Origin of the sequence: Exiguobacterium sp. SH0S7, from assembly GCF_004337195.1 — a bacterium.
GTDB classification, from domain to species: domain Bacteria; phylum Bacillota; class Bacilli; order Exiguobacteriales; family Exiguobacteriaceae; genus Exiguobacterium; species Exiguobacterium aurantiacum_A.
Genome location: NZ_SJVA01000003.1, coordinates 106,860 through 133,276 on the forward strand (window position 1 = coordinate 106,860; position 26,417 = coordinate 133,276).

27 protein-coding genes are annotated in these 26,417 nt (G+C 50.2%); 17 read left to right on the plus strand and 10 right to left on the minus strand.

Features of this window, described 5'->3' with window-relative positions:
- Positions 1–39 precede the first annotated feature (39 nt).
- Genes EVJ22_RS07345 through EVJ22_RS07360 form a run of 4 tightly spaced genes read left to right on the plus strand, consistent with a single transcriptional unit; the run spans position 40 to position 2,351 of the window.
- A complete protein-coding gene (locus tag EVJ22_RS07345) occupies positions 40–771 on the plus strand; it encodes an SDR family oxidoreductase (RefSeq protein ID WP_131443589.1) in 732 nt (243 codons plus the stop codon).
- 2 nt (positions 772–773) lie between these two features.
- Positions 774–1,334 carry a DapH/DapD/GlmU-related protein gene (locus EVJ22_RS07350; protein WP_131439043.1) on the plus strand — a complete coding sequence of 187 codons (561 nt, stop codon included), beginning with the start codon at positions 774–776 and terminating at the stop codon, positions 1,332–1,334.
- 5 nt (positions 1,335–1,339) lie between these two features.
- Positions 1,340–1,948, plus strand: coding sequence for a cyclophilin-like fold protein (locus tag EVJ22_RS07355; protein ID WP_199749318.1), 609 nt, complete (start codon positions 1,340–1,342; stop codon positions 1,946–1,948).
- Between the two features lie 4 nt (positions 1,949–1,952).
- A complete protein-coding gene (locus EVJ22_RS07360) occupies positions 1,953–2,351 on the plus strand; it encodes a cytidine deaminase (protein ID WP_016507888.1) in 399 nt (132 codons plus the stop codon).
- A gap of 34 nt (positions 2,352–2,385) precedes the next feature.
- Here the strand turns inward: EVJ22_RS07360 and EVJ22_RS07365 are convergent, their stop codons facing one another.
- From EVJ22_RS07365 to EVJ22_RS07375, 3 genes are all read right to left on the minus strand, one after another.
- Positions 2,386–3,102, minus strand: a complete 717-nt coding sequence (locus tag EVJ22_RS07365) for a polysaccharide deacetylase family protein (protein ID WP_131443590.1) — start codon at positions 3,100–3,102, stop codon at positions 2,386–2,388.
- A gap of 137 nt (positions 3,103–3,239) precedes the next feature.
- Positions 3,240–3,701 (minus strand): GNAT family N-acetyltransferase, encoded by a 462-nt coding sequence (locus EVJ22_RS07370; protein ID WP_233589653.1) that lies wholly within the window; start codon positions 3,699–3,701, stop codon positions 3,240–3,242.
- A 122-nt stretch (positions 3,702–3,823) separates the two neighbouring features.
- Positions 3,824–4,585: an MBL fold metallo-hydrolase gene (locus EVJ22_RS07375; RefSeq protein ID WP_131443591.1), complete on the minus strand. Its 762-nt coding sequence runs from the start codon at positions 4,583–4,585 to the stop codon at positions 3,824–3,826.
- A gap of 118 nt (positions 4,586–4,703) precedes the next feature.
- Between EVJ22_RS07375 and EVJ22_RS07380 the strand changes: the two genes are divergently transcribed.
- Positions 4,704–5,114 (plus strand): Lrp/AsnC family transcriptional regulator, encoded by a 411-nt coding sequence (locus EVJ22_RS07380; RefSeq protein WP_131439035.1) that lies wholly within the window; start codon positions 4,704–4,706, stop codon positions 5,112–5,114.
- 47 nt (positions 5,115–5,161) lie between these two features.
- Here the strand turns inward: EVJ22_RS07380 and EVJ22_RS07385 are convergent, their stop codons facing one another.
- Both EVJ22_RS07385 and EVJ22_RS07390 read right to left on the minus strand, forming a co-directional pair.
- A complete protein-coding gene (locus EVJ22_RS07385; RefSeq protein WP_131443592.1) occupies positions 5,162–5,434 on the minus strand; it encodes a hypothetical protein in 273 nt (90 codons plus the stop codon).
- Between the two features lie 84 nt (positions 5,435–5,518).
- The gene (locus EVJ22_RS07390) at positions 5,519–6,409 is read right to left on the minus strand and encodes a helix-turn-helix transcriptional regulator (RefSeq protein ID WP_131443593.1); all 891 of its coding nucleotides are present in this window, start codon (positions 6,407–6,409) and stop codon (positions 5,519–5,521) included.
- A 74-nt stretch (positions 6,410–6,483) separates the two neighbouring features.
- Between EVJ22_RS07390 and EVJ22_RS07395 the strand changes: the two genes are divergently transcribed.
- On the plus strand, positions 6,484–6,999 hold the full coding sequence (locus EVJ22_RS07395) for a dihydrofolate reductase family protein (RefSeq protein WP_131443594.1): 516 nt from the start codon (positions 6,484–6,486) through the stop codon (positions 6,997–6,999).
- A 50-nt stretch (positions 7,000–7,049) separates the two neighbouring features.
- Here the strand turns inward: EVJ22_RS07395 and EVJ22_RS07400 are convergent, their stop codons facing one another.
- From EVJ22_RS07400 to gnd, 4 genes are all read right to left on the minus strand, one after another.
- Positions 7,050–7,346 carry a hypothetical protein gene (locus EVJ22_RS07400; RefSeq protein WP_071398268.1) on the minus strand — a complete coding sequence of 99 codons (297 nt, stop codon included), beginning with the start codon at positions 7,344–7,346 and terminating at the stop codon, positions 7,050–7,052.
- A gap of 214 nt (positions 7,347–7,560) precedes the next feature.
- Positions 7,561–9,060 carry a gluconokinase gene (gene gntK, locus EVJ22_RS07405; RefSeq protein ID WP_131443595.1) on the minus strand — a complete coding sequence of 500 codons (1,500 nt, stop codon included), beginning with the start codon at positions 9,058–9,060 and terminating at the stop codon, positions 7,561–7,563.
- Between the two features lie 16 nt (positions 9,061–9,076).
- The gene (locus EVJ22_RS07410) at positions 9,077–10,420 is read right to left on the minus strand and encodes a GntT/GntP/DsdX family permease (protein WP_071398266.1); all 1,344 of its coding nucleotides are present in this window, start codon (positions 10,418–10,420) and stop codon (positions 9,077–9,079) included.
- A gap of 82 nt (positions 10,421–10,502) precedes the next feature.
- The gene (gnd, locus tag EVJ22_RS07415; RefSeq protein ID WP_071398265.1) at positions 10,503–11,387 is read right to left on the minus strand and encodes a phosphogluconate dehydrogenase (NAD(+)-dependent, decarboxylating); all 885 of its coding nucleotides are present in this window, start codon (positions 11,385–11,387) and stop codon (positions 10,503–10,505) included.
- Positions 11,388–11,516: 129 nt separating this feature from the next.
- On the opposite strand from gnd, the gene EVJ22_RS07420 reads away from it, so the two are divergent.
- The 6 genes from EVJ22_RS07420 (at position 11,517) to EVJ22_RS07445 (ending at position 18,466) form a co-directional block, all read left to right on the plus strand.
- Positions 11,517–12,365 carry a MurR/RpiR family transcriptional regulator gene (locus tag EVJ22_RS07420; protein ID WP_131443596.1) on the plus strand — a complete coding sequence of 283 codons (849 nt, stop codon included), beginning with the start codon at positions 11,517–11,519 and terminating at the stop codon, positions 12,363–12,365.
- Between the two features lie 102 nt (positions 12,366–12,467).
- The gene (locus tag EVJ22_RS07425) at positions 12,468–14,054 is read left to right on the plus strand and encodes an FMN-binding glutamate synthase family protein (protein ID WP_131443597.1); all 1,587 of its coding nucleotides are present in this window, start codon (positions 12,468–12,470) and stop codon (positions 14,052–14,054) included.
- A 128-nt stretch (positions 14,055–14,182) separates the two neighbouring features.
- Positions 14,183–14,593, plus strand: a complete 411-nt coding sequence (locus tag EVJ22_RS07430) for a hypothetical protein (RefSeq protein ID WP_071398262.1) — start codon at positions 14,183–14,185, stop codon at positions 14,591–14,593.
- A 224-nt stretch (positions 14,594–14,817) separates the two neighbouring features.
- Positions 14,818–15,990: a galactokinase gene (locus EVJ22_RS07435; protein WP_071398297.1), complete on the plus strand. Its 1,173-nt coding sequence runs from the start codon at positions 14,818–14,820 to the stop codon at positions 15,988–15,990.
- Positions 15,987–16,985: a UDP-glucose 4-epimerase GalE gene (galE, locus tag EVJ22_RS07440; RefSeq protein WP_071398261.1), complete on the plus strand. Its 999-nt coding sequence runs from the start codon at positions 15,987–15,989 to the stop codon at positions 16,983–16,985. The genes EVJ22_RS07435 and galE overlap by 4 nt, the downstream gene beginning before the upstream one ends.
- Complete coding sequence (locus EVJ22_RS07445) at positions 16,982–18,466, plus strand: UDP-glucose--hexose-1-phosphate uridylyltransferase (protein WP_071398260.1); 1,485 nt, start codon at positions 16,982–16,984, stop codon at positions 18,464–18,466. The genes galE and EVJ22_RS07445 overlap by 4 nt, the downstream gene beginning before the upstream one ends.
- A gap of 93 nt (positions 18,467–18,559) precedes the next feature.
- Here the strand turns inward: EVJ22_RS07445 and EVJ22_RS07450 are convergent, their stop codons facing one another.
- Entirely contained in the window at positions 18,560–19,585 is a 1,026-nt protein-coding gene (locus tag EVJ22_RS07450; RefSeq protein ID WP_131443598.1) for an aldose epimerase family protein, read from the minus strand.
- Positions 19,586–19,776: 191 nt separating this feature from the next.
- On the opposite strand from EVJ22_RS07450, the gene ganS reads away from it, so the two are divergent.
- The 5 genes from ganS (at position 19,777) to EVJ22_RS07475 (ending at position 26,416) form a co-directional block, all read left to right on the plus strand.
- Entirely contained in the window at positions 19,777–21,042 is a 1,266-nt protein-coding gene (ganS, locus tag EVJ22_RS07455; protein WP_071398258.1) for a galactooligosaccharide ABC transporter substrate-binding protein GanS, read from the plus strand.
- Between the two features lie 59 nt (positions 21,043–21,101).
- On the plus strand, positions 21,102–22,358 hold the full coding sequence (ganP, locus tag EVJ22_RS07460; RefSeq protein ID WP_071398257.1) for a carbohydrate ABC transporter permease: 1,257 nt from the start codon (positions 21,102–21,104) through the stop codon (positions 22,356–22,358).
- On the plus strand, positions 22,358–23,200 hold the full coding sequence (gene ganQ, locus EVJ22_RS07465; protein WP_131443599.1) for a galactooligosaccharide ABC transporter permease GanQ: 843 nt from the start codon (positions 22,358–22,360) through the stop codon (positions 23,198–23,200). The genes ganP and ganQ overlap by 1 nt, the downstream gene beginning before the upstream one ends.
- Before the next feature lie 26 nt (positions 23,201–23,226).
- Entirely contained in the window at positions 23,227–25,284 is a 2,058-nt protein-coding gene (locus EVJ22_RS07470; RefSeq protein ID WP_071398255.1) for a beta-galactosidase, read from the plus strand.
- Positions 25,285–25,411: 127 nt separating this feature from the next.
- Positions 25,412–26,416 (plus strand): LacI family DNA-binding transcriptional regulator, encoded by a 1,005-nt coding sequence (locus tag EVJ22_RS07475; RefSeq protein WP_071398254.1) that lies wholly within the window; start codon positions 25,412–25,414, stop codon positions 26,414–26,416.
- The last annotated feature ends 1 nt before the right edge of the window (position 26,417 follow it).

The window sequence follows — 26,417 nt, forward strand, 5'->3', positions numbered from 1 at the left end:
CCGTTCCTATACTGGAGTCAAACAAAGGAGGAATGGATTATGACCATCAATAAAGTTGTCATCATCATGGGGGCGTCGAGCGGGATTGGGGAAGCAACAGCTAATCGCTTAGCAGAACGGGGCGCGAAACTCGTGCTCGCCGCCCGTCGTCTTGATCGGCTAGAAGCCATCCAAGCGAACCATCCCGAGGTTGACATCATCGTGAAACAAGCTGACGTTACCGATTATGACGCTGTGGAGGAGGTCGTGAAGACGGCACTCGATACGTTCGGCCGCATCGACGTCTTGTTCAATAACGCCGGGATCATGCCGACCGCGCCGCTCGTCGAAGGGCGCCGTGATGAATGGCAGGCTATGCTGGATGTGAACGTGACCGGTGTGTTGAACGGGATCGCGGCTGTGCTCCCAATCATGGAACGCCAACAGTCGGGTCATATCCTCGCGACCGATTCAGTGGCCGGGCATGTCGTCTATCCGGAGTCGGCCGTCTACTGCGGGACGAAGTTCGCGGTCCGGGCCATCATGGAAGGCTTGCGCCAAGAACAGCGGGAGAACAACGTCAAGTCGACGATCATTTCGCCGGGAGCCGTCCAGACCGAGCTGTACAACACGATCAGCGACAAAAAAGCCGCCCAGGCACTTCATGAAGCGCAGGTAGAGTGGGGATTGACGAGCGAGGATGTGGCCGAAGCGGTCGTTTACGCCATCGACACACCGGACCGGGTCTCAATCAGCGATCTTGTGATTCGTCCGACGAAACAACAGGTGTGACGATGGATACCGAATTGAAAGACCGTGTGTCTGGCCGATATATCGCTGCTGGGGAAGCCGTCTTTGAAGAAATCCATCGCATTCAACGAACCATCGAGCCGACGCTCATGCGCTTGAACTATCAACTTTTACAGAAAGACGAATTTCAGCGGACACTCTCGGATTTGATTGGGGACCCGGTCGACGATTCGGTCACGGTGTTACCGCCGTTCTACACCGATTTTGGGAAGCATATCACGCTCGGGACGGGCATCTTCATCAATCGAGGCGTCATGTTCACCGACCTCGGGGGCATCGACATCGAAGACCACGTCTTAATTGGTCCGTTCGCCAAGCTGTTGACGGTCAACCATCCGACCGACCCGAACGAACGGCGCGGCTTAATCACGAAACCGATTCGTGTGAAACGGAACGCCTGGATCGGGGCCGGGGCGACGATTTTGCCTGGCGTCACGATCGGCGAGAACGCCATCGTCGCGGCTAACGCGACGGTGACGAAAGATGTCCCGGACAATGTGACGGTCGCCGGCACCCCGGCCCGCATCGTCGGAGCGATCGAGTGATTGTTATGAAACCCGTACTGACTAGTATGTTCGTCTCGCTTTTGTTGCTGAGTGGGTGCGGAGGCGATGTGTTCGAAAGCAAATCTCAACCGGAAGAGCCATCGTCCGAGCAATCGAGTGAAGGGGGAATCGAGATGAGCGAAATCACGCTCCAACTTGACGGCGAACAGGCCGTCATCCGCCTCGAGAACAATCCGACGGCTGTCGCACTACAGGAGCGGTTGCCGCTCACGCTGTCGATGCAGGACTTGCATCAAAACGAGAAGTTTTTCTATTTTGGCGAACCGCTACCCGCGAATCCGGAACGCGTCGGTTCGATTCGGGCTGGTGACGTTATGTTGTACGGAGATGACTGTCTCGTCTTATTCTATGAAGATGTCGAGACGAGCTATTCGTATACGCGAATCGGGCAGGTTGAAGATTTTTCGATGCTTGAGCCGCTGCTTGGAACTGGAACGATTGACATCACGTTTCAGATGAGATTAGGAGGTCGTGTGACCGCTTTCAACTTTTCATTGACTTCTCTATATAGTGAGGTGTATGCTAAAAATCCTGCCCAAAAATCGAGGCACGGGAACTGGCATCAGTTCATTTTGAGTCAGAGAGGACAATGATCCCATGAACCAACAACAATTAGTCGAACGCGCCCGTCAATTAAAAGAGAACGCCTACTCCCCGTATTCGAATTTCCGCGTCGGAGCAGCCCTTCTTATGAAGGACGGGACGGTCATCGACGGCGTCAACGTCGAGAACGTCTCGTTCGGAGCGACGAACTGTGCCGAGCGCACGGCTGTGTTCACGGCAATCGCGCAAGGCTATAAAAAAGGCGACTTCGAAGCGGTCGCGGTGTCAGGTGACACGGTCGACTTCTTGCCGCCGTGCAGCATCTGCCGCCAAGTGCTCGTCGAGTTCGGTGATCCGGACTTTAAAGTGTTGCTCACGAACGGCAACGCCGACGTGAAAGAAGTGACGCTTGAAGAACTCGTTCCGCTTGCGTTCACAGAATTAGAGATGTAAACAAAAACGCTGAGTCGCGCGACTCAGCGTTTTCTTATTCATTCGCTTCCCATGGGTCAGAGAAGTTGTACGGTGGATGCACCCCTTCTAGCGTCCGGAACTCATAGTCGCGTTCTTTCGCATAGCGGATAATCGTATCGAGCGCTTTCGGTGTCATCGAGTGATCGTGCGCCAAGATGATGGAGGCGATATTCATCTCGGAATTCGCCTCAAGCCGATTGAACACTCGCTGCTCGATCGGAGCGTTGTCTTTCTTATAGATATGGTCGAGACTGCCGACGTTCCAGTCCCAAATCTCAAAACCGGCCTCGTCCATCGCTTGCCAATGCGCAGGCGTCATCCCTGCGTCACTGCCGTAAATCGTACGGGCCATATTCGTATGGATGCCGGTCACTTCATAAATGAGGCGTTGCACGTCCTTCATCTGACGCACGGCCGTCATCGGCGACTCATAAAACTCCTCGCGCACGTGTGTCATCCCATGCAAGGCGATGAGATGGCCTTCGGCGACGATGCGGCGGATGAGATGCTCATTGCCCTTGATATTCTTCCCGAGAATGAAGAAGGTCGCCTTCACCCGATGTTTCTTCAAGACGTCGAGCAGCGCTCCCGTCTTCCGGTTCGGTCCGTCATCGAGCGTCAAATAGATAAGGCTGCGGTCGTTATAGGCTTTCGGTTTCGGAATCGCTGCCTGTGACAGGGAGCTAACCAATAAAAAGATGGACATGAGCAAAATGACACGTTTCTTCATCCACACAAAACTCCCTCGAGGCAAAAAATAGGTGACGTGGTATCGGTTTGAAGGATAGGTTACCATAGATCCAATTCAGAAATGAAGTGAAAAATGCCCCTGAAATTGAAAATCAGGGGCGGGGATATGATGGCGGTTCATTTCATTACATCGAGCTGATAGATCTGTTCATCGTCTTCCGTCGTAAGGTAAGTAAAATTCAACTTTTTCAAGAGGGCGATGGACGCCTCGTTCGTTGCGAGCGCACCCGCTTTGATCGTTTTGGCTCCCTGGTCGGCCAAGTGATCAATCAGTTCCGACACGACTTCGAAGGCATAGCCTTGGCGCGCGTGTCGGGGTGAAATCGTGTAACCGATCCAATACGTCGTCTCGTCTTGATGTACATACAAATCGCCAATCAGTGCATCCGTTTCCTTGTGGATGATGGCGAGTTGCATCCCGTCCACGATAGATGGGGGCTTTAGCAAGGAACGTTGATAGTCTTCGTAGGACAAACCTTTGAATGACTGGTACTGCATCCATTCCATGTCGTTGCGGTATGCCATAAACGGTTCGATGTCTGATGTTTCGAACGGACGAACACGACAACGGGCTGTCATCAGTTTCACTAGAGTGTCTACCTCCTGTATCATTTTTCTGAACGATTCACTTTCAGTTTACACGGGATGCGAATCAACATGACAAAAAATCTGAATCCGGTAGGGGTACCGGACTCAGGTGCTTATCGTGAAATCGTCTCGCCGTCTTCAGGAACGAGGAGTCGCCCGACGAATCCGTTTGCCGCTGAATAGGTGCGCAGGTCAGAACGCGACAAGTTCCAATGGTTGACCGCTTCCATATGGACCGCGATGATTGTCGCCTCGGGTGCAGCCTCGTGGACGTGGCGGACGTCCTCTTCGTTCATGACGAGCGACCCGCCTTCGACGAATTGGTTGTCGCCTGCGTTGACGACGATGACTTCTGGTTGATGCGCTTGAATCGTCTTTTTGACCTCGTCATACCAGACCGTGTCCCCGGCGATATAGAGCGTCTGTTCTGAAGGGTGGGTGAAGACGATCCCGCAGACGAGACCGGCCATTTCCAAAATCGGCCCGCGTCCGTGCTCACCAGCTGTCTTCGTGAGTCTGATTCCTTCGAACACCGTCGTTTCGCTCAATACGTTCACGTTCGTGAAGCCGTCACCTTCGATGACGTTCAAATCGTTCTCGTTTTGGACGAACAACGGGATTGCTTTCGGCAGAACTTGTTTGGCGACCTCGTCGTAGTGGTCGAGATGCAGATGCGTCAAGATGACGGCGTCGACGCCTGTCAAGACGTCCTCGATTGGAATCGGCAAACTGACCAACGGGTTGTTCTCATCTTGTCGTGCTGAGTTCGGGAATGGGGGATAGGCGCCTTTTTCCCCGAGGAACGGGTCGACGAGGAACGTCTTCCCGGCGTATTCGACACGCAGTGTGGCATTTCGGATCAATTGTACATGCATAGAAAAGTCTCTCCTTTTGGCTATAATGTATGTACAGTCTAACAATCAGCCGTCTTTCCATACATAACACGAATCAAGTGTTTTCACGAATCGGCTTGAATAATGAAAGGAGTCACCTATGCTCGATCCAACAGACCGCCTCATCCTCGAGGCGCTTCAGGCGAACAGTCGGATGACGATGAAAGAACTCGGGGCGCACGTCCACTTGACGGGGCAGGCGACGGCGACGCGGGTCAAGAAACTCGAAGACCTCGGCATCATCGAAGGCTACACGATTCGCGTGAACGAGGACAAACTCGGGCTGCCGGTCCACGCGATGATCACCATCTTCACGTCGAGCACGTTCCACGACCCGTATCTGATGTTCCTCGAGGAGCACCGGCCGTACGTCCGAAATAACTACAAGGTGAGCGGGGACGGCTGTTACGTCTTGGAGTGCCGTTTCCCGTCGAACCAAGAGCTGAACGCCTTTTTGGACGGGCTCAACAAGTACGTCAATTATAAGTTGTCGATTGTCATCGACCGCTGATGAGGACGCAGCAAAGCCCGCCAATCTTTTGATTGACGGGCTTGTTTTTAGTTCGTGAACGACGGTGTCTTATAATGTTGAACGGTTTTGATGAGCGTCGATCCAATGAGACCTATGGCGAGCGGCAAAGTGATGACGCCGATGCCTTGCTCGCTGACAATCATGTTTCCTTCCTCATAGTAGCCCTTCAAATAGAAGAGTCCAGAACCGATCGTCTCGTTCAGTTCGAGCGTTGAGACGTTGAGGTACATCATGATGACGAACAGTGAGATGACACTGATGGAGACGAATAAAGTGGAGAACGATAGGTTCATAGTCATAATAGTGCTCCTTTACGTGTGACAATATGAACTAATATTACCATATAAAGACAATTATGACATGAGACCAAAGCATCGATTTGATTAACGATACAGGTCCCAAAGCCGTTCCGCTTGCTCCCGCATCATCTCCCGCAGTTCAGTCGGCTCCACAACCTCGACTTCAGCCCCGGCTGCGAGTAATTGCCGCGACAAGAACGGAAACTCGGCCTCAGGCACAATCCACTCATTCTTTTCAGCGATATCGGGTAATACGTCTTCAAGCAGGCGACGACCGAGCGGGGTGATGTTGATTCGAACGGTCACACCGATCCGTTCGTCACTCGCCTCGAGAAGTGTCACCAAATCGTCCGCTTCGAACGTCTCATCGAGCAGGTGCATCGTCTCAATCCGATCGATGCGATATTGGCGCAGCCCGTAATCTGAGAGGCCATACACGTACCATTTCAAATCGAGGAGCGCCATCCCGACCGGTGCGACGGTGAACGTGCGGCTGCCTTTCGTCGTCGCATACGTCAACTCAATATTCTGTCGTTGTTCGACGGCACGATAGACGTCTTTCGTGAATGGCGCCGGTGGGACTTGTCTTTTGCCGAGCCAGAGGATGTTCTTTTCGAGCCGGGCGATTTTCGTCTCGAGGTCATGCGGCAGCTCATTCACATACCAATCGGACAACGTGTCCCGCATGTCTCCGAACGGCACGTCCGGAATCTGTTCCATCCATTTGAGTGTGAGGTAGAGGGCGACGGCTTCTTGTTCGCGGAGCTGGAGGGGGGGGAGCAGGCGATTCGGCAACATCTCATAGCCACCGCCCGTACCGGGGACGCTCCAAATCGGATAACCGAGCTCCTCGAGTGTCAGCATGTCGCGTTGAATCGTCCGGACCGAGGCGCCCGTCTCGATGGCGAGTTCGTCCGCGGTGAACCGTCTACCCCGGTTCAATAGTCGAATCAAGTGAAGATGTCGTTTTTTCATTTCCTCATCCCCGTCAAGTTTTGTCGTGTTTGTCGATTAAGCTGAATGTATCACGAACTAAGGAGGAATACATCATGCCAAACGTCGTCGTATATATCGCGATGAGTTTAGATGGAAAGATCGCTCGGACGAACGATCAACTCGACTGGTTGTTCGAAATCAAAGGGGAGGGGGACAACGGTTACGCCGACTTCTTCAAGACGGTCGGTGCGGTCATCATGGGGCGGAAGACGTACGAGGAAGTGTTGAAGTTAGAGCCTGACCGCTATCCGTACCCGGACATCCCGAACTACATTCTGACGCGGAGCCCGGAGCGGGAAGCCGAGCACGTCACGTTTACGGACGAGCCGATCGAGCAGTTGATCGAGCGGTTGAAACGAGAAGTCGACAAAGACGTCTGGCTCATCGGCGGCGGGGAAATCATCAAGGCTGCGATGGAACACGATTTGATCGATCGTTATGAGATCGCCATCGCCCCGGTCGTCCTAGGAGAAGGCATCCCGCTCTTCCCGGAAGGCACGAAAGAGACGAAGTTGAAACTGACGAGTCAACGCGCGTCCGGACAGTTCGTCATGGTGACGTACGAGTGAAATCGGTCGATTTTTCGAAGACATCTATAGAAAAACAGAACTTCTACGTACTAGAAGTTCTGTTCGACTTGATTGTCTTTTTCTTTTTTGAAAATGCCGACCAACAGCAGAGTGAGTCCGATTAAGAAAATAATGGGGAAGATAAGCCACATGATTAATCCGGCCCAACCATTTTCGACACTGATTGCATAGGAGAGTCCAATCGAAAAAGCTAAAGCGGGTGAAATGGGAAGCATTAGAGCAATGCCCCATAGTTTAAATTTTGTCTTTCTCGATTCCCCCGTACTAAACCAATAAGCCACAAATGCACCTATACATGCAATGATATATCCAATCGCAATGGCCACTGGATTCCTCCCTTCTCGTTAACTTATAATGAAAAAACTTTTCACAGATAAGCGTCGACAACTTCAGTACGATTGATATTTTCTATATATGTAATTCATTACCCTTCCATAATCCGGTTATTTGTTCGAATGATGATACTCTGATGACGAATAGACTTGAGCATCTCTAATTAATGTCATCAAAAATCCGAGCCCGTGAAGGACTCGGCTTCTCTCATACATGCCTCCGCTGAAACGCGGCGATCGCTTCATACTCTTCCGCGAAATGACGCGATAAGCGAATATAAATTGGGAGTAACTCCCGGTAGATTGTCGTCGCCTCTACGTCCGGAATGTGCTCATGCGTCACTTGCGGCACGGCCGTGAAGTCGTCGATATCACCGAACGCATACTCACCGAGCATGACCGCACCTAAGCACGAACTCTCATGGCTCTCCGGCACGACGACCGGCGTGTCGAAGATGTCGGCCATCATCTGGCGCCATAGCTTCGACTGGGCGAAACCGCCCGTCGCATGGATCCGGTTCGGTGCGCCCGTCAGTTCGTCGAGTGCGAGCATGACCGTATACAAGTTGAAGATGACGCCTTCTAAGACGGCACGGATGAAGTGCTCACGCTTATGGTGGATGCTCAGACCGAAGAATGAGCCGCGCGCGTTCGAGTCCCAGAGCGGGGCCCGTTCGCCCATCAAGTACGGGTGGAACAACAGTCCGTCCGAGCCCGGTTTGACCGTCTCGGCGATACGCGTCAGTACATCATACGCATCCATGCCAAGCCGTTTCGCCGTCTCGACCTCGCTCGCCGCGAACTCGTCGCGGAGCCAACGCAAGATGATGCCGCCGTTGTTGACCGGTCCACCGATGACCCAATGCTTGTCGGTCAAGGCGTAACAGAAGATCCGGCCTTTCGGGTCCTCGACCGGCTCGCGGACGACTGTCCGGATGGCACCGCTCGTCCCGATTGTGACAGCGACGACGCCCGGTTCCAACGCCCCGACACCAAGATTCGACAGTACTCCGTCGCTTGCCCCGATGACGAGCGGGAAGTCCCAGCCGAGCGTCTCACGCACGTCTTGTTTCAATTGAATGATCTCGGTCGTCGGGACGAGCTCTGACAGTTGGTCCGGTGTGACGCCAGCGATATGTAACGCCTCCGCGTCCCAGTCGCACGTCTTCAAATTGAACAGACCGGTCGCCGAGGCGATCGAATGGTCGACGACGAAGCGTCCGGTCAGGCGATAGAAGACGTACTCTTTGATCGAGACGAACTTGGCGGCACGCTTGAACACGTCCGCATGTTCCGCTTTTAACCAACGCAGTTTCGACAGCGGCGCCATCGGATGGACCGGTGTGCCGGTGCGCATATGGAGCGCGCTCGCGTCAAAGTCGCGTTTAATCTCCTGCGTGTACGGGTTGGCCCGGCTATCGGCCCAGGTGATACTGTTCGTGAGCGGACGCCCTGACACATCGAGTGCGATCAAGCTGTGCATCGCCGAGCTGAACGAGACGAAGCGGATCGGCCCGTCGGCTTGCGCCCGGACGGCACTAACTGCTTCAAGCACCGCCCCATAGATGACGACCGGGTCTTGCTCGGCCGTCTCCGTGTCCGGGGTGAGGAGCGGGTACAGCACGTTATGTACCGCGAGTTGTTGGTGATTCTGAAACAGGACGGCTTTCGTACTCGTCGTCCCGATATCGACGCCAATGGTGTACACACAATCACTTCCTTTGTTAAATGATGAATAGGCTGATCAAGAAGACGACCGCAAATCCGGTCAGTCCGATAATCGTCTCCATGACAGTCCACGATTTGAGCGTGTCTTTCACGTCTAGACCGAAGTAGCGGTTGACGAGCCAGAAGCCCGAGTCGTTGACGTGTGAGAGGACAGTCGCACCGGAGGCGATGGCGATGACGATCAAGCCGAGCGCGGCCCCAGTGATGTTTTGAATTTCGAGAAGCGGCGTGATGAGTCCTGCCGCCGTGACCATCGATACGGTCGCTGAACCTTGGGCGACGCGGACGACGGTCGCAATCAAGAAGGCGAGAACGATCGCCGGAAGCGGTGACCCGGCCATCATCTCCCCAAGGACGTCACCGACACCTGAGTCGATCAAGACTTGTTTGAACACGCCGCCGGCACCGGTGACGAGGATGATGATCCCGGCCGGTTCGAGCGCTTTCGTCGCAATCTCTTGCACTTCGTCACGTGTGTAACCACGGCGCGTGCCGAGGAAGATGAACGTGAGGAGCGTCGCGATCGTCAAAGCGACGAACGGATGACCCATGAACGTCAAGAACGTACGAATCGTATTTCCTTCATCTAACAGTACCGCAGACAACGTGTTCGCAAGAATCAACACGAGCGGGATCGAGATGAGCGAGATGATCATTTTAAAACTTGGCAATTCTTTCGATGTGTCAATCTCTTCAAATTCCATATAGTCCGGGATGGTGACGTGAATCTTGTTCGCGATGTACTTCCCGAAAATTGGACCGGCGAGAATCGCTGCCGGAATCCCGGCGATCACTCCGAACAAGATGACCCAACCGAGCTCGGCACCGATGAGGTTTGCGACCGCAATCGGACCTGGTGTCGGCGGGATGAAGCTATGTGTGACGGCGAGGCCGGCGAGGAGCGGGATGCCGTAGTAGAGCAGCGAGCGACCCGTCCGCTTGGCGAGGCCATAAACGATCGGAACGAGAATGATGAAGCCGACGTCGAAGAAGACCGGGACGGCGACGATGAAGCCGGTGATGGCGAGTGCCCATTGTGCCTTGTCCTCACCGAACTTGTTGACGAGTGTCTGGGCGAGACGTTCCGCGCCACCTGATACTTCTAACATTTTACCAAACATGGCACCGAGACCGACGACGACGGCGACGAAACCTAGCGTCCCGCCCATCCCGTTCTGAATCGAGGTGATGACATCCCCGAGCGGCATTCCGGCCGCGATCCCAACGAGCAAGCTGACGAGCAAGAGCGAGACGAACGCATGAAGTTTCGTCCGCATGACCAAAAATAAGAGCAAGAAGATGCCGGCGACGGCGATCAAGATAAGTGTAGAGCCTGACATATGTAGTTCCCCCTTTACCGTATGTGTAACCGTTTACAAATTTTTACAAAGGAAAAGGCCACCCCTGACCTTCTCCCGAACATTATTTTTTGACGACCGCGTGGCCTCCGAACTCGTTGCGGAGTGCGGCGACGACTTTACCGGAGAACGTGTCGTCCTCGAGCGAGCGATAGCGCATCATGAGTGACATGGCGATGACCGGGGCCGCCGCCTGCAATTCGAGCGCCGTCTCGACCGTCCATTTCCCTTCCCCTGAAGAATGCATGACGCCACGGATCTCATCGAGCTTGGCGTCTTTTTTGAACGCGTTCTCGGTCAGTTCCATGAGCCATGACCGGACGACCGAGCCGTGGTTCCAGACGCGGGCCACTTGTTCGTAGTCGTAGTCGAACGGACTCTTCTCTAAAATATCAAACCCTTCGGCAATGGCCTGCATCATGCCGTATTCGATGCCGTTGTGGATCATCTTGAGGAAGTGGCCGCTGCCGGCCGGTCCCGTATACAAGTAGCCGTTCTCGACCGAGAGGTCCTTGAAGATCGGCTCGATGGTTGGCCAAGCCTTCGCGTCACCGCCGACCATCGTGCAGGCTCCGTTGCGTGCACCGTCCGTCCCGCCGCTCGTTCCGCAGTCGAAGAACGAGATGTTCTTCTCTGCGAACTGTTCGGCGCGTGCGACCGACAATTTATAGTTCGAGTTGCCGCCGTCAATGACGATGTCACCCGGTTCGAGTCGCTCGAAGAGTTCAGTGAGAACCGTCTCGGTGATCTCACCAGCCGGGACCATCGCCCAGACGACACGGGGCGCCTCAAGCTTGTCGACGACGTCCTTAAGTGTCGGGACAATCTCAAACGCTGTCGTCGCCTCGACGCTCGACGCGTCCGTTCCGATGACCGTGTGACCGTGGTCGCTCAAATTGAGCGCCAAGTTGTAACCCATTTTACCTAATCCAATCAAACCGATTTTCATAACGTCACCTCAAAAAAGAATTTTTTTCCGTCTCTAGTCCATAATATCAAATAAAATTCGATTTTCAATAGAGATTGCGGAATTTTTTTCGGAAAGGTATCGTTAAGAGAGACGAAAGGGTGATAGATGATGGAATCGATGAATGGACTGGCCCGTATCCGCGGTGCCTATTCGACACTCAGCAAAAAGGAACAACGAATTGCCGACTATATGTTGAAACAACCGGAACTGATCATTCACCATACGATCAACCAAGTGGCCGACGACTTAGATGTCGCCGAGTCGACCGTGTTCCGTTTCTGTCAACGCGTCGGCTTCAAAGGGTATCAGGCGCTGAAGATCGCGCTCGCCTCGGATATCGTCGCACCGCTCCATGATATCCATGAAGACATCACGCAAGACGATACGCCACTTCAAATCGCTGAAAAAATTTTCGCGACGAACGTCAAGACTATCGAGTCGACCCGCCAAATCTTAGAGGAGACGACGATGCAGCAGGCGGTCGACTTGTTGCTGTCGGCCCGCCGCATCGAGTTTTTCGGGAGTGGCGGTTCAGCTGTGATCGCACTTGACGCGTACCATAAATTTGTCCGTAGCGGCCTGCTCGTCACGGCGAATTTAGAATCACATATGCAGCTCATGTCGGCGTCACAGCTGACGACAGACGATGTCGCCGTCCTCATCTCGCATTCGGGTGCCTCGAAAGAGACGCTCGACGTCGCGCACGTCTGTCGGGATCGCGGCGTGCCGATTATCGCCATCACGAACTACGCCAAGTCACCGCTCTCGAAACTCGCCGACGTCGCCTTGTATACCGTGTCGCAAGAGACCGAGTTCCGTTCCGAGGCGCTCGCTTCGCGTATCGCCGAGCTCAGTTTAATTGACGCTCTGTTCACGGTCGTCATGATGCAACGTGGAGAGACGGGACGGGATGCGCTCCGTCAGATGCGGGAAGCCATCTCACGCCGTCGTATGTGAAAACAGCTCCGACCCAGGACGTTACGGGTCGGAGCTGTTTCATCGTTCACCCGACGTGGTATCGGATAAGGACAACCGAACGCTACGGGAGGAGAGAGGACGATGTCGCTCAACACGACGATGCTGGTCGTACTGCTCATATTGATGGTGCTTTTGATTTCGATGCCGTTCATGCTGCTGTTCTACTTATGGATGAAAGACCGCAATCAGCGCGAGCACGCCGTCCTCCGCAACTTCCCGCTCCTCGGTAAGGTCCGTTATATCCTCGAGATGATCGGCCCCGAGTTGCGCCAATACTTATTTTTGAACGACAACGAGGCGACGCCGTTCTCGCGGAACGAGTACGAGTCGGCCGTCATTTCCGGGAAATATAAGTCACGGCTCATCGGTTTCGGGTCGGAACGGGACTTCGACGCGAACGGCTTCTATGTCCAGAACGCTTTGTTTCCGACACAACGGGCCGACTTGAAGATCGCCCGTGACGAGACGGTGACGACGCATATGTATCATCTCGACGCCGATAATCTGTTCACGCGAAAAGAGCACATCATCGAGCAAGAGGTGTCGCCGTATTTGTTGCCGCTTGCAGACGCGCCCGTCATCGGCAAAGATACGTGCCGAGAGCCGTTCCAAGTGCGCGGCCTCATCGGTCAGTCGGCGATGAGCTTCGGCTCGCTCGGCGAGAACGCCATCAGCGCGCTTTCGATCGGCCTTGGCCGGGCGAAAGGGACGTGGATGAACACCGGGGAAGGCGGCTTGTCCGACTATCACTTGAAAGGGGACGTCGACCTCGTCTATCAGATTGGACCGGCGCTGTTCGGTGTCCGGACCGAGGACGGGGCGTTCTCATGGGAGGCGTTCCAGGAGAAGAGTGCGATCAAACAAGTGCGCGCCTTCGAGCTGAAGCTCGCCCAAGGTGCGAAGACACGGGGCGGCCACATCGAAGGTACGAAAGTGACGCCGGAGATCGCCAAAATCCGCAACGTCAAAGTCGGCGTCAGCATCGACAGCCCGAACCGGTTCAACGAGTTCCATACGAACACGGAGATGCTCACCTTCATCGACCGGTTGCGCGACGTCGGGGGCAAGCCGGTCGGCATCAAGCTCGTCGTCGGTCGGCTTGATGACCTCCATGACCTGATCGCTGCCATGGCCACGTCCGATAGATATCCGGACTTCATCACCGTCGACGGTGGGGAAGGCGGGACCGGGGCGACGTACCAAGAGCTCGCGGACGCGGTCGGACTGCCGCTTCACGCCGCGTTGCCGTACGTCCATCGTCTCCTCGTCGAGCATGGACTGCGCGACAAAATCAAACTGTTCGCCTCCGGCAAGCTCGTGACGGCGGATAAGGTCGCCATCGCCTTAGGGCTCGGTGCGGACTTCGTCAACATCGCCCGCGGCCTCATGTTCAACGTCGGTTGCATCCAGGCACAAGTTTGTCATACGAACCGGTGTCCGGTCGGTGTCGCGACGACGGACCCGAAGCTGCAACGGGCGCTCGTCGTCGACGAGAAGAGCTTCCGGGTGACGAACTATATCATCTCGCTCCGCGAAGGGCTGTACAACTTGACGGCCGCGGCCGGGCTCACGATACCGACCGAGTTCACAGCCGAGCACATCATCTACAAATACGATGATGGACGGGTGAAGCCGGGGACCGAATTGTTCGGGACGAGCGACAGCTGAAGGGCTGCCGCTTTTTTCGTCATCGCGAAATGTAAAGATTGCGGAATAGGCTGCGGAGAGGGTTACGTTTTGGCAAAGCGTGGAAATGATACATATCTAGCGAAATACGGATAGAGAGGCTGAACACTATGAATAACATTGACTTCTTGTCGGCTGACCACTATCGCGTGTTCAAACAACTGGCACGTCAGTTAGAAGACCCAGGGGCGGCGGGGAAAGAATATTTCTCGGCGCTGTACGTGATCGCGGGGAACGAACGGGTGCGTGACATTCTGCTACCGTACATCAACCTCGAGACAGGGAGAATCAATACATCGACCATCATCGAAGACAATACGTTCGAGAAGGGCGAAATCGTCCTCGTCAAACTCGTCATTCATCTGTACAATCATAAAGAATGGGTGCTACCGACGGAACTGATCAGCTTGCCGCAAGAGGACTATCAACTCGCGATGCAAGCGATCACGCTCTGTCGCGATGACCAGTTCGACGGAATCGTGATTCCGACAGCCGACGAGACAGAGACACGCGGGAAATGAACGAACGACCATCCCTTCAGAGCGAAGGAATGGTCGTTTTTGTCGCTTTGATATTTCGTAATTTAACAAAAAGAATAAAAATAAAAACTTTTAGTAAAACTATCTTTATTTTTTAGTAAAAAATAGTTAAACTAAGATTGTGAAGGTGATAGAGCAGGTCTGTACAGAGAAATTATTCTATAAAGAGATGTCGAGCAAAAGGAGACGATTCAAAGATGAGAGAGATGATGCACACAGAATTTAGAAAACGCTTCCTTGAAGGGGCGACCCACCAATTTTTTGCCCCTGGACGAATTAACTTGATTGGTGAGCACGTCGATTACAATGGGGGCCATGTATTCCCGGCAGCAATCACCTTCGGTACGTATATGCTTGTTCGCAAGCGGGACGATCGAATGTGTCGGTTCTATTCGATAAACTTTGAGTCGCAAGGGGTTATCGAGACGTCAATCGATCGATTGACATACCGGGAAGAAGACGGATGGGCAAATTATCCGAAAGCGATGCTCCACTACTTAATGTCACACGGAGTGATTACGGAGGGGGTGGATTGCTTGTACTACGGTAACATTCCGAATGGTGCCGGACTCTCATCTTCTGCTTCGATTGAACTTGTAAGCGGGTACGCCTTTAATGAATTGTACGCCTTCGGCCTATCGCCGCTCGAACTCGTTAAACTTGGACAACGAGCTGAGAATGAATACATTGGTGTGAATAGTGGAATTATGGATCAGTTTGCGATTGGGATGGGAATGAAGGATCACGCGATGCTTCTCGATTGTGAGACGCTTGAATGTGAGTACGCTCCGTTCAAGTTGGACGGTTTGTCGATTGTCATTATGAATACGAATAAACGGCGAGAACTTGCCGATTCTAAATATAATGAACGCCGTAACGAATGCGAGCGAGCGCTATTAAATTTGCAACGAGAACTTGAAATTACTGCACTATGCGAACTCGATGTTGAAACGTTTGAAGATCATCGTCATCTCTTGCAAGATGATACACTCTATCGTCGTGCTCGACATGCGGTGACTGAAAACGCACGCACTCTCGAGGCGCTCGAAGCGCTCAAAGGGAATGAAATCGAGCGGTTCGGTCGATTGATGAATGATTCGCATCGTTCTTTAGACAAAGACTATGAAGTGACCGGCAAGGAGTTAAACACTCTCGTTGAAGCAGCTTGGGAAAATCATGCGATTGGTGCTCGCATGACCGGGGCGGGTTTTGGTGGTTGTGCGATTTCTCTTGTCAAACAAGAGTCCGTTGATCGATTTATTGAAAAGGTGCAATCAACGTATCTGAAAACGATTGGCTATGAGGCGACATTTTATGTGGCCTCGATCGGGCCGGGTGTTCATGAAATCATCGAACAAGTGAAAGGAGAAACAGGATGAGTATTTTAGTTGTTGGGGGAGCTGGATATATTGGGTCACATGCAGTTTATCAATTAACTGATCAAGGATATGACGTCGTCGTGATTGATAATTTAGAGACGGGTCATGCAGCGGCAATCCATCCGAAAGTCCGCTTTTACAAAGGGGATATACGGGACAAAGACTTTCTGTGGCATGTCTTTTCAAAAGAAGTGGTTGATCAAGTCATTCATTTCGCGGCAAATTCGCTTGTCGGCGAATCGATGACGAATCCGCTCAAATACTATGCTAACAACGTCTATGGTACTCAATGCCTGCTTGAAGCGATGGTAGAACATGGCACGTCTTCAATCGTTTTTTCATCGACCGCGGCAACGTATGGTAATCAAAGGGTAATGCCAATTACGGAAGCGGCGACCACAATTCCTACGTCAACTTATGGGGAGACAAAACTTGCCATGGAGAAGATGATGCACTGGGTCGAGCGTGCGCATGGTATTCGCTTTGTCGCTTTGCGTTACTTCAATGTGGCTGGCGCGCGCCAAGGTGGTATTATCGGGGAAGACCATCGTCCTGAGACCCACCTTGTTCCGCTTATTTTAGAAGTTGCCAACGGGCATCGCGATGAAATTTCGGTGTTTGGCGATGATTACAATACCGCTGATGGTACGTGTATTCGTGACTATATTCATGTCGAAGACTTGATTGAGGCGCACCTGCTCGCGCTTGATTATTTACGAGATGGAGGAGACAGCGATGTCATTAATCTTGGTTCGAACCAAGGTTTCTCTGTCCAAGAGATGATTCAAGTAGCTCGTGATGTCACAGGGATGGATATCCCTGTAAGTATAAAATCACGGCGTGCAGGCGATCCCCCCGCGCTCATTGCTTCCTCTGAGAAAGCACGACGTGTGTTAGGATGGAATCCGTCACGAACAGATGTGACGCGTATCATCGCTGATGCGTGGGCATGGCATCGGGCACAGCCAAATGGATATGAGGAGGTGTCGTTATGAGCAGAGGGATTAATGGACTTGTTGATGCGGCTATCGATGCGGGAATGATTACGGTACGTGACCGAATTTATGCAAAGAATCGATTACTGGATTTGTTGAAAGAGACACCTTCTAATGAGTTCGTGTCAGGTTCGATCGTTCAGTTACTCAATCATCTGGTCGAAAGGGCAGTGGACGATGGGTTGATTGAAGACTACGTTGCGGAACGTGAGATGTTAGGTGCGAAACTGATGGACGTGTTCGTCCCTAATCCTTCAGTAGTCGAACAAACATTTTATGCGAAATATCGTGAGGACAAGCAGGCGGCGACGGATTATTTCTATAAATTGTCAGAGGACTCGAACTATATTCAGACGGAACGAATCAAGAAGAATATTTCGTATAAAGTATCGACGAAATATGGTGAAGTTGATATTACCATCAATATGTCAAAACCTGAAAAAGACCCGAAAGAAATCGCTCGCCAGAAACGAGCGGGAACATCAGAGACGCACTATCCGTCTTGTCTTCTCTGTGTGGAGAATGAAGGATATGTTGGCCGGCTCGATCATCCAGCGCGGACGAACCATCGTGTCATCCCTCTCGAACTCGGTCGGGAGAGTTGGTATCTTCAATATTCACCATACGTTTATTACAATGAACATTGCATCTTGTTGTCTGAGGAACACCGGGACATGGTTATTGACGATGGCACGTTTATCCGACTACTTGATTTTGTCAGCCAGTTCCCGCATTATTTTGCCGGATCAAATGCAGATTTGCCAATTGTCGGGGGTTCAATCTTGTCCCACGATCACTATCAAGGAGGATGTTATACATTTACGATGGCTGATGCAAAAGAGCGGGAATCGTTCACATTCATGGGTTATCCATCTGTCATAGGAACATCTCTTCTATGGCCACTATCTGTCATCCGTCTGAAAGGGACTGACCGTACAGAGCTTGTCTCCTGTGCTACGCATATCCTTGAGACGTGGCGCCGCTACTCGGACCCAGTCAACGATATATTGGCTGAGACAGACGCACAACATAACACGATCACTCCGATTGCTAGAATGCGTGACGGTTTTTATGAGCTTGATCTTGTGCTGCGCAACAATCGGACGACTGAAGATCATCCGCTTGGCATTTTCCATCCTCATGCCGACATCCATCACATCAAGCGTGAGAATATTGGTTTGATTGAGGTGATGGGTCTTGCCGTTTTACCGGCTCGATTAAAAGAAGAGCTTGAGTCAGTCATTGCATTTGTAGAGTCGGGCACTCATCAGGTCGCCTCTGTTCATCGACTATGGGCAGAAGAGCTCCGATCTCGATATGACGGGATAACGGAAGCGCGTGTGCTTGTTTATGAAGCGGTCGGTGAGAAGTTTGTGCGAGGACTTGAGGATTGTGGCGTCTTTAAATTGACGGATGTAGGTGATGCGGGACTTCGCCGCTTTGTTGAGACGTGTCAACCAGTGCAGAAGACTACTAGTTGAATAGAGTGGACAAAAAACCGCCTCTCTGAACTGAACCAATAAAGTCGGGCATGAAAATCCGATTTTTATGGAACTGTTCACTCAGGCGGTTTTTTAGATGGTATCAAATCGATACACTGTTTGATGGATATATGGTTGCGTAGGGGTGCACCATATGGACGGCAATTGTTCCATTTCTAGGGCGGCAGCTGGATGTTGGGTTTCTAGACAAATTCCCATGTGAGCAGCATTCGGACCAGTGGCTAATGGTGTTTCGGCGCTTAAAGAGTTACCGGTATAAAGAACGAACCCAGGATAAGTCGTTGTCATTTGAAGTCGTCGCCCGCTTTTTCGATGCGTCAAGGTGACGTGAGGACTGGATTTTGTGTCGAATAAGAAGTAATGATCAATCCCGCCTGAAGCGAACTGTTGTTGCTGTGTGTCATGAGATAAAACACATGCGAGACGTTTTGATTTCCTGAGGTCGAACGGCGTGTCTGTCACATCATTTATACGTCCAGTCGGTAACAACCTTTCATCAAGTTCGATATAGGTAGAGGCATCGAATTCGAGTTCGTGACAGTGAATCGCTTCTCTAGCGTTTCCGCTCAAATTGAAATAGGCATGATTCGTTAAAGTGAGCGGTGTGCGTTCACTTACTGTGGCGTTATAGCGGATGATGAACTCGTGAGTGTCCGTCAATCGATATTCGATAATCACTTTAACTGTTCCGACATGTCCGCTTTCGTTTGAGAGTAAACCTTGAAGTCTCAACCCGACGTCGTCACTGTCTTCAAATGGAGTAACTTCAAACATAACTTGATGCAACCCGCCATTCCCACCGTGTAGTTGGTTCCGAGTATTGGCTTCGAGCTGATGAACGGTGTTACCCGTTTTGTAACGGGCATCACGGATCCGCCCCGCCACACGTCCAATTAGCGCGCCCATATAGTTTGGGTCATCCATGTATTGATTGTAGTTTTCGTATGTCAACAGTACGTTTTCCATCGTTCCAGATCGATCAGGAACAAATAGATGGGTGAGAATGCCCCCTCGATTAAGTGCCTTTAAAGACAGACCGTTTGGGTGTAGGAGGGTAAACTCTGTCAATCCATTTACTGATTTTTCGGAAAAATACATATTGAATCGCTCTCCTTATATGTAAGGTGACTAATCTTACTATTAGCATAATACAAACTAAAAGAGTGTTGCAAAACAAATAGGTAAATAAAACGATAAAAATTTACTAAAATTTATTTACTATTTTTACCGATGGTGCTATATTTGATTTGTAAAAGCGCTTACAATAACAGTTTCGGGAGGAACGTTTTATGAAATCGACAGGCAAATATTCATTGTTAGTAGGGGGACTCGTCATGAGTTCGGCTCTCGTTGCGTGCGGACCGGGGGAAGAGACTTCAGGGGAGTCAACGGAAGCAGCTTCGAATGAGTTGATTGTATGGGAAGATGTTGAAAAAGGTGAAGGCATTAAAGAAGCGGTCGAACGTTTTGAAAAAGAGAATGATATTAAAGTAAAAGTTATTGAGAAAACCTATGCACAGCAGATTGAGGATTTACGTTTAGACGGACCTGCCGGGACCGGTCCAGACGTATTGACGATGCCGGGAGATCAAATCGGAACAGCAGTCACGGAAGGGCTCATTAAAGAAATCGCATTGACATCGGACGAGCAGTCAATCTATACAGACGTCGCGATTCAATCACAAATTGTAGATGGGAAAGTATATGGCGTACCTAAAGCAGTTGAATCGACCGTTCTCTACTATAATAAAGCGCTAATTAAAGAGGAGGAACTGCCACAATCACTCGACGAATGGTACGACTATTCGAAAGAAGTGACAACCGGCAAGCAATTCGGATTCTTGGCATTGTTCGATCAAATCTATTACGCGCAGAGTGTGATGAGCGGATCGGGCGGTTACATTTTCGGGCGTGATGATGCCGGGAATTATGACACATCTGATATCGGATTAGCGAATGACGGAGCGATAAAGGGCGCCGCGCTTATTCAAAAATTCTATCAGGACAAACTTTTCCCAGCTGGTATCATCGGTGAGCAAGGGATTAATGTCTTAGAATCACTATTTACTGAAGGGAAAGCCACCGCTATCATTTCGGGACCATGGAACGTCGAACCATTTAAAAAAGCTGGTATTGACTATGGCGTCGTTAAGTTGCCAGAGTTGACAAATGGGGATAACATGAGTTCGTTCCTCGGTGTAAAGAGTTATAACGTGAGCTCGTACAGTAGAAATTCTGAAATGGCCGAGAAACTTGTTAAATTCCTTGGCGACGAAGAAAATTCACGCACTCGCTTTGAAGTGACGCAAGAAGTACCAGCTGTTAAATCGCTCGCGAGTGATCCGGCCGTTACAGAAAGTGAAGTCGCTCAAGCCGTTGCTGAGCAATCTCAGTTCGCAGAGTTGACACCGAACATTCCAGAAATGAATGAAGTATGGCAACCAGTCGATGCTGCGCTCCAGACGATTGCGACCGGCAAAGCGAAGCCGGAACAAGCGATGAAACAAGCGGTCGAAACGATTACTGGTCAAATTGAAGCCAAACATAATAAATGATGCAATCGGCAGGCTCGTCCTGCCGATTTTATTGAACATTAGAACGTGAGGTGAAAACTGTGCAACATCGTCAACTGAGTACACTCTTATCTGTCATTCCTGGACTGGGACAACTGTATAATCGTCAGTGGCTGAAGGGTGGGCTGTTTTTAATTCTAAGCATTTCATATGCAGTCGTATTCGCCGATTTACTAAATATGGGACTGTGGGGAATTATCACACTTGGTACTGAGGTTCCGCGAGACAATTCGATATTCTTACTCGCAGAAGGAATTATTGCCATTATCGTCTTAACATTCGGTGTGGCATTCTACGGATTCAACCTTCGAGACGCGTATCGAAATGGGCAAAGACGAGATGATGGATTCTCACTCGGCTCACTACGACAAGATTACCTAGCTATGAAAGATGCGGGTTATCCTTATTTGATTAGCGCGCCGTCGCTGTTCATTCTCGTTTTTGCTGTTATCTTCCCAATCTTATTCAGCTTCGCTTTGGCGTTTACAAACTATGACTTATATCATTCGCCTCCAGCAAATTTAGCTGATTGGGTTGGGTTTGATACGTTCGCGCAAATATTCACGGTCGACATTTGGCGTTCGACGTTCCTCGATGTGCTGTCGTGGACAGTGATCTGGACGGTACTTGCATCGACACTGCAAGTCTCACTCGGGATTTTTCTTGCAGTGGTCGTCAACCAAAAAGAGATTCGGTTCAAAAAGACGATTCGAACGTTCTTCGTCTTACCATGGGCCGTTCCAGGGTTTGTCACAATTCTCGTCTTCGCTGGATTGTTTAACGATAGTTTCGGTGCAATCAACAATGATATTCTCGCTACCTTTGGGATTGATCCAATCCCCTGGTTAACGTCGGCAGCCTGGACGAAAGTTGCTCTCGTCTTTATGCAGGGCTGGCTCGGTTTCCCATATGTCTTTATCGTGACGACCGGTGTCTTGCAATCGATTCCTCAAGATTTGTATGAGGCGGCGACGATTGACGGGGCATCTGCCTATAAAAAGTTCCGTCATATCACGATGCCGATGATTATGATTGCGATGGCACCCATTATTATTACGCAATTCACATTCAATTTTAATAACTTCAATATCATTTACTTATTTAACGGTGGTGGACCAGCCGTGCCAGGGTCGAACGCCGGTGGGACCGATATCTTGGTCTCGTGGATTTACAAATTGACGATGCAATCAGGTCAATACGCACTTGCGGCAGCGTTGACGATCTTGTTGTCAATCTTCGTCATCTCGATTGCGCTTTGGCAATTCAGAAAAACCAACTCATTTAAGGAAGGGAAGTGATGGCTATGAGAAGATTCAACTTACGAATTTTTCTGTCGTATGCACTATTGCTGTCGGTCGTCGCCATCATTGTTTATCCGCTTCTTTGGACGATTGGTGCTAGTTTTAACCCGGGAAATAGTCTTGTCAGTACATCGCTCATCCCGAAGAATCCTACACTCGATCATTACCGAGAGTTGTTTGCGGGAAAAGAAAATCTTCAATACGTCAATTGGTACATGAATTCGTTGAAGATTAGTGTGTTTACGATGCTCGGGACACTTGTCAGTGTATCGTTCACAGCCTATGCATTTTCTCGTTTTCGATTTAAAGGTCGTCAACGCGCGCTCACATTGTTTTTGCTGTTACAAATGATCCCACAGTTCTCGGCGTTAATTGCGCTGTTTGTCCTTGCTCAAATGCTAGGCATGATGAACAGTCATTGGCTCCTGATTATGCTCTATACCGGAGGACAAATCCCGATGAACACATATTTGATGAAGGGGTATATGGACTCGATTCCAATAGATCTCGATGAGAGTGCTAAACTAGACGGGGCCTCAAATACCCGCATTTTCTTACAAATTTTGATGCCGCTCTGTCGACCGATGCTAGCAGTTGTAGCGATGAATGGTTTTACAGGACCGCTTGGTGATTTTGTATTATCATCGACAATTCTTCGGACGCAGGATGCTTATACACTCCCGATTGGTCTGTACAACCTTGTCAATGACGTGATGGGGGCGAGTTATACGACGTTTGCGGCTGGGGCGATTTTGATTAGTATTCCGGTTGCTGTCATATTTATCATGCTACAGAAACACTTTGTGGCAGGACTTACGACAGGAGGAACGAAAGGATAAAGAGCGATATAGGAGGAAAGACTGCGATGACATCTTACGAGAGAATATATACAACGAAAACGAAGCGAATGTTACACGGGGGTGACTATAACCCGGATCAATGGCTCGATCAGCCGGAGATTTTGGAGGATGATGTTCGTCTTATGCGACTCGCTCATACGAATACGTTCTCAATCGGTATTTTTGCATGGCATTGTCTAGAACCTGAAGAAGGAGTTTACAATTTTGAGTGGCTAGACGATGTTATTGAACGCATCGCATCAATAGATGGGCACGTCATTCTTGCTACGCCTAGTGGAGCGCGTCCAACTTGGATGTCTGCCAAATACCCTGAAGTGTTACGCACCAATTCGAGTCGTGTCAAACAGTTACACGGTGCACGTCACAACCATTGCTTCACGTCACCTATTTATCGTGACAAGACGCAACAAATGAATCGACTTCTTGCTAAACGATACGGGAACCATCCGGCACTCATTATGTGGCATATCTCAAACGAATTCGGTGGCGACTGCCACTGTGATTTGTGTCAAGAATCATTCCGAGTGTGGCTACAAGAGCAATATGGCTCATTAAAAGAATTAAATGACGCATGGTGGGGACCGTTTTGGAGTCATACATACACAGAATGGTCTCAAGTAGAATCTCCATCGCCAATTGGTGAGAGTGCCGTTCATGGTATGAATCTCGATTGGAAACGATTTGTCACACACCAGACTATCGACTTTTATAAGCACGAGATTGCTCCACTTCGGGAAAGTACACCTGATATCCCAATTACGACAAATTTTATGGCAGATACGTTTGATATGATTCCGTTTCAATCACTCGATTATAGCGAATTTGCCAAGTATGTCGATGTAATCAGTTGGGATGCCTATCCAGCATGGCATAACGATTGGGAGTCGACAGCCAATCTTGCGATGAAAGTTGGGATGATCAATGACTTGTATCGGAGCTTGAAACAACAACCGTTCTTGCTCATGGAGTCAACACCGAGTGCGGTCAACTGGCACCCAGTTAATAAAGCGAAGCGACCGGGTATGCACAAATTGTCTTCTCTACAGATGCTCGCTCATGGTTCTGACAGTGTCCTTTATTTCCAATGGCGTAAATCGAGAGGGTCATCAGAAAAGTTCCACGGGGCCGTTGTCGACCATGATAACAATCCGGACAATCGTGTATTCAAAGATGTAGCGGATGTAGGAGCGACACTTGAGAAATTAGAAGAAGTCGTCGGATCGGTCCGTCCAGCTACTGTCGCGATTTTATATGACTGGGAGAGCAATTGGGCGCTCGACGATGCCCAAGGATTCGGTCTCGATTCGAAGAGATATCCTCAAACACTTCAAGACCACTACCGCACATTTTGGGAGCAAGACATTCCAGTCGACGTCATTACGAAAGAACAGGAATTTTCATCGTATCAACTTCTTCTCGTGCCGATGCTTTATTTGATGGAGGAAGCACTTGCAGAGCGCTTTGAACAATTCGTTAAAGCGGGTGGGACGCTCGTTATGACATATATGTCAGGTCTTGTCGATCGTCACGATTTGGTGCATCCGAATGGTTGGTTGAAGTCACTTCAAACAACATTTGGCATCATGCCGCTCGAAACCGATACGCTTTATCCTTCGGAACGTCAATCCATTCGCTACGGGGAACAACGTTTTGAATTGAAGGATTATGCAACTCCACTTCGTATTGGGACGGCTGATACACTAGCGACATATGAAGATGAGTTTTATGCTGGGACTTCAGTCGTGACAAAACAAAAACATGGGAAAGGAGCTGCGTATTATATCGGAGCTAGACTTGACGAAGCTTTCCATCGTACGTTTTACATTCAATTACTAGACGAGCTGAAAATCGTCCGTCCGGTCGCAATTAAACATCGTGGTGGCGTCTCCGTTCAAGTCCGCCGCGCCGACGATATGGACTACATCTTCGTAATGAACTTTACTGAATCGACCCAAGCGATTGAGTTACCATACGAAATGGAAAATATTATCACCGGAGTCAAGCATATGGGGAAACTTGAACTTGAGCGTTATGCTTCACACGTCTTTAAAGCCAAGCGTTGATGAAAGGGACGCCGACCTGTTTGGGTTGGAGTCCCTTTCTGGTTATAAAGTCTGGATGTTCATTGGATGGCAATTGAATTTGGGGTTGATATATCGTTAAATGGAAGATAGATAGGAAGTGAGTAAAATGGCTACGATTAAAGATATCGCCAAAGGGGCGAACGTATCGATTGCGACAGTTTCACGTGTCTTGAACATGGATCCGACGCTTTCTGTGACACAAGAGACGAAACAGCGGATTTTTGAAGTTGCCGAAGCTCTTGATTATCGGAAAAAAGGCGCTAAAAAAGGGAAGGCGCGCTCATTTGCGATGATTTATTGGCTGACAGATGAGGAAGAATTAAATGATTTGTATTATATGGCGATTCGGCATGGGGTTGAGAGTGGCTGTCGCCAACAGCATATCCAACTTCAAAAGATGACATTTCCTGAAATTGCTGATCACGATTTAAGTGGATTTGATGGAGCGATTGTCATCGGTAAATATAGTCGCCAAGAAGTAGAGTATTTGAAAGGTCTACAGCCGCATCTGATTTTTGTCGACTACGATCCGAAAGATGAAATGATTGATGCTGTATTGACAGATTTGAGACGAGCGACTGAGAAAGTATTACTTCATCTTGAATCAGAAGGAATTAATACAATCGGTTACATCGGAGGACGAGAATCGTCTAAAGATAAGGCTGAAATGTTTGTTGACCCGCGTGAAACCACATACGTCGAATTCATGAAAGCTCGGGGGAAGTATGAGAAGAAATGGCACCGTACCGGCGTGTTTTTATCAGAAGACGGTTATAAAATGATGCACGAACTCGTGAAAAGTGAGTTGCCCGAAGCATTTTTCATTGCTAGTGACACGCTTGCCATCGGTGCGCTTCGAGCGCTTCAAGAATCAGGTTACAATGTGCCGAACGATGTTGCTGTCATCAGTATTAACGATATCAGTGTCTCGAAATACGTCTCACCTCGATTGTCGACGGTGCGTATTCATACTGAAATGATGGGGGAAGAAGCAGTCTCTCTTCTTCTCGAACGCGTAGGCGGTCGTGAAATCAGTAAGACTGTCACGCTTGCGAGCGAACTAGTGCTTCGAGAGAGTCACCAAGTTGTCAATAAAGTTAAAGAAACGTAAA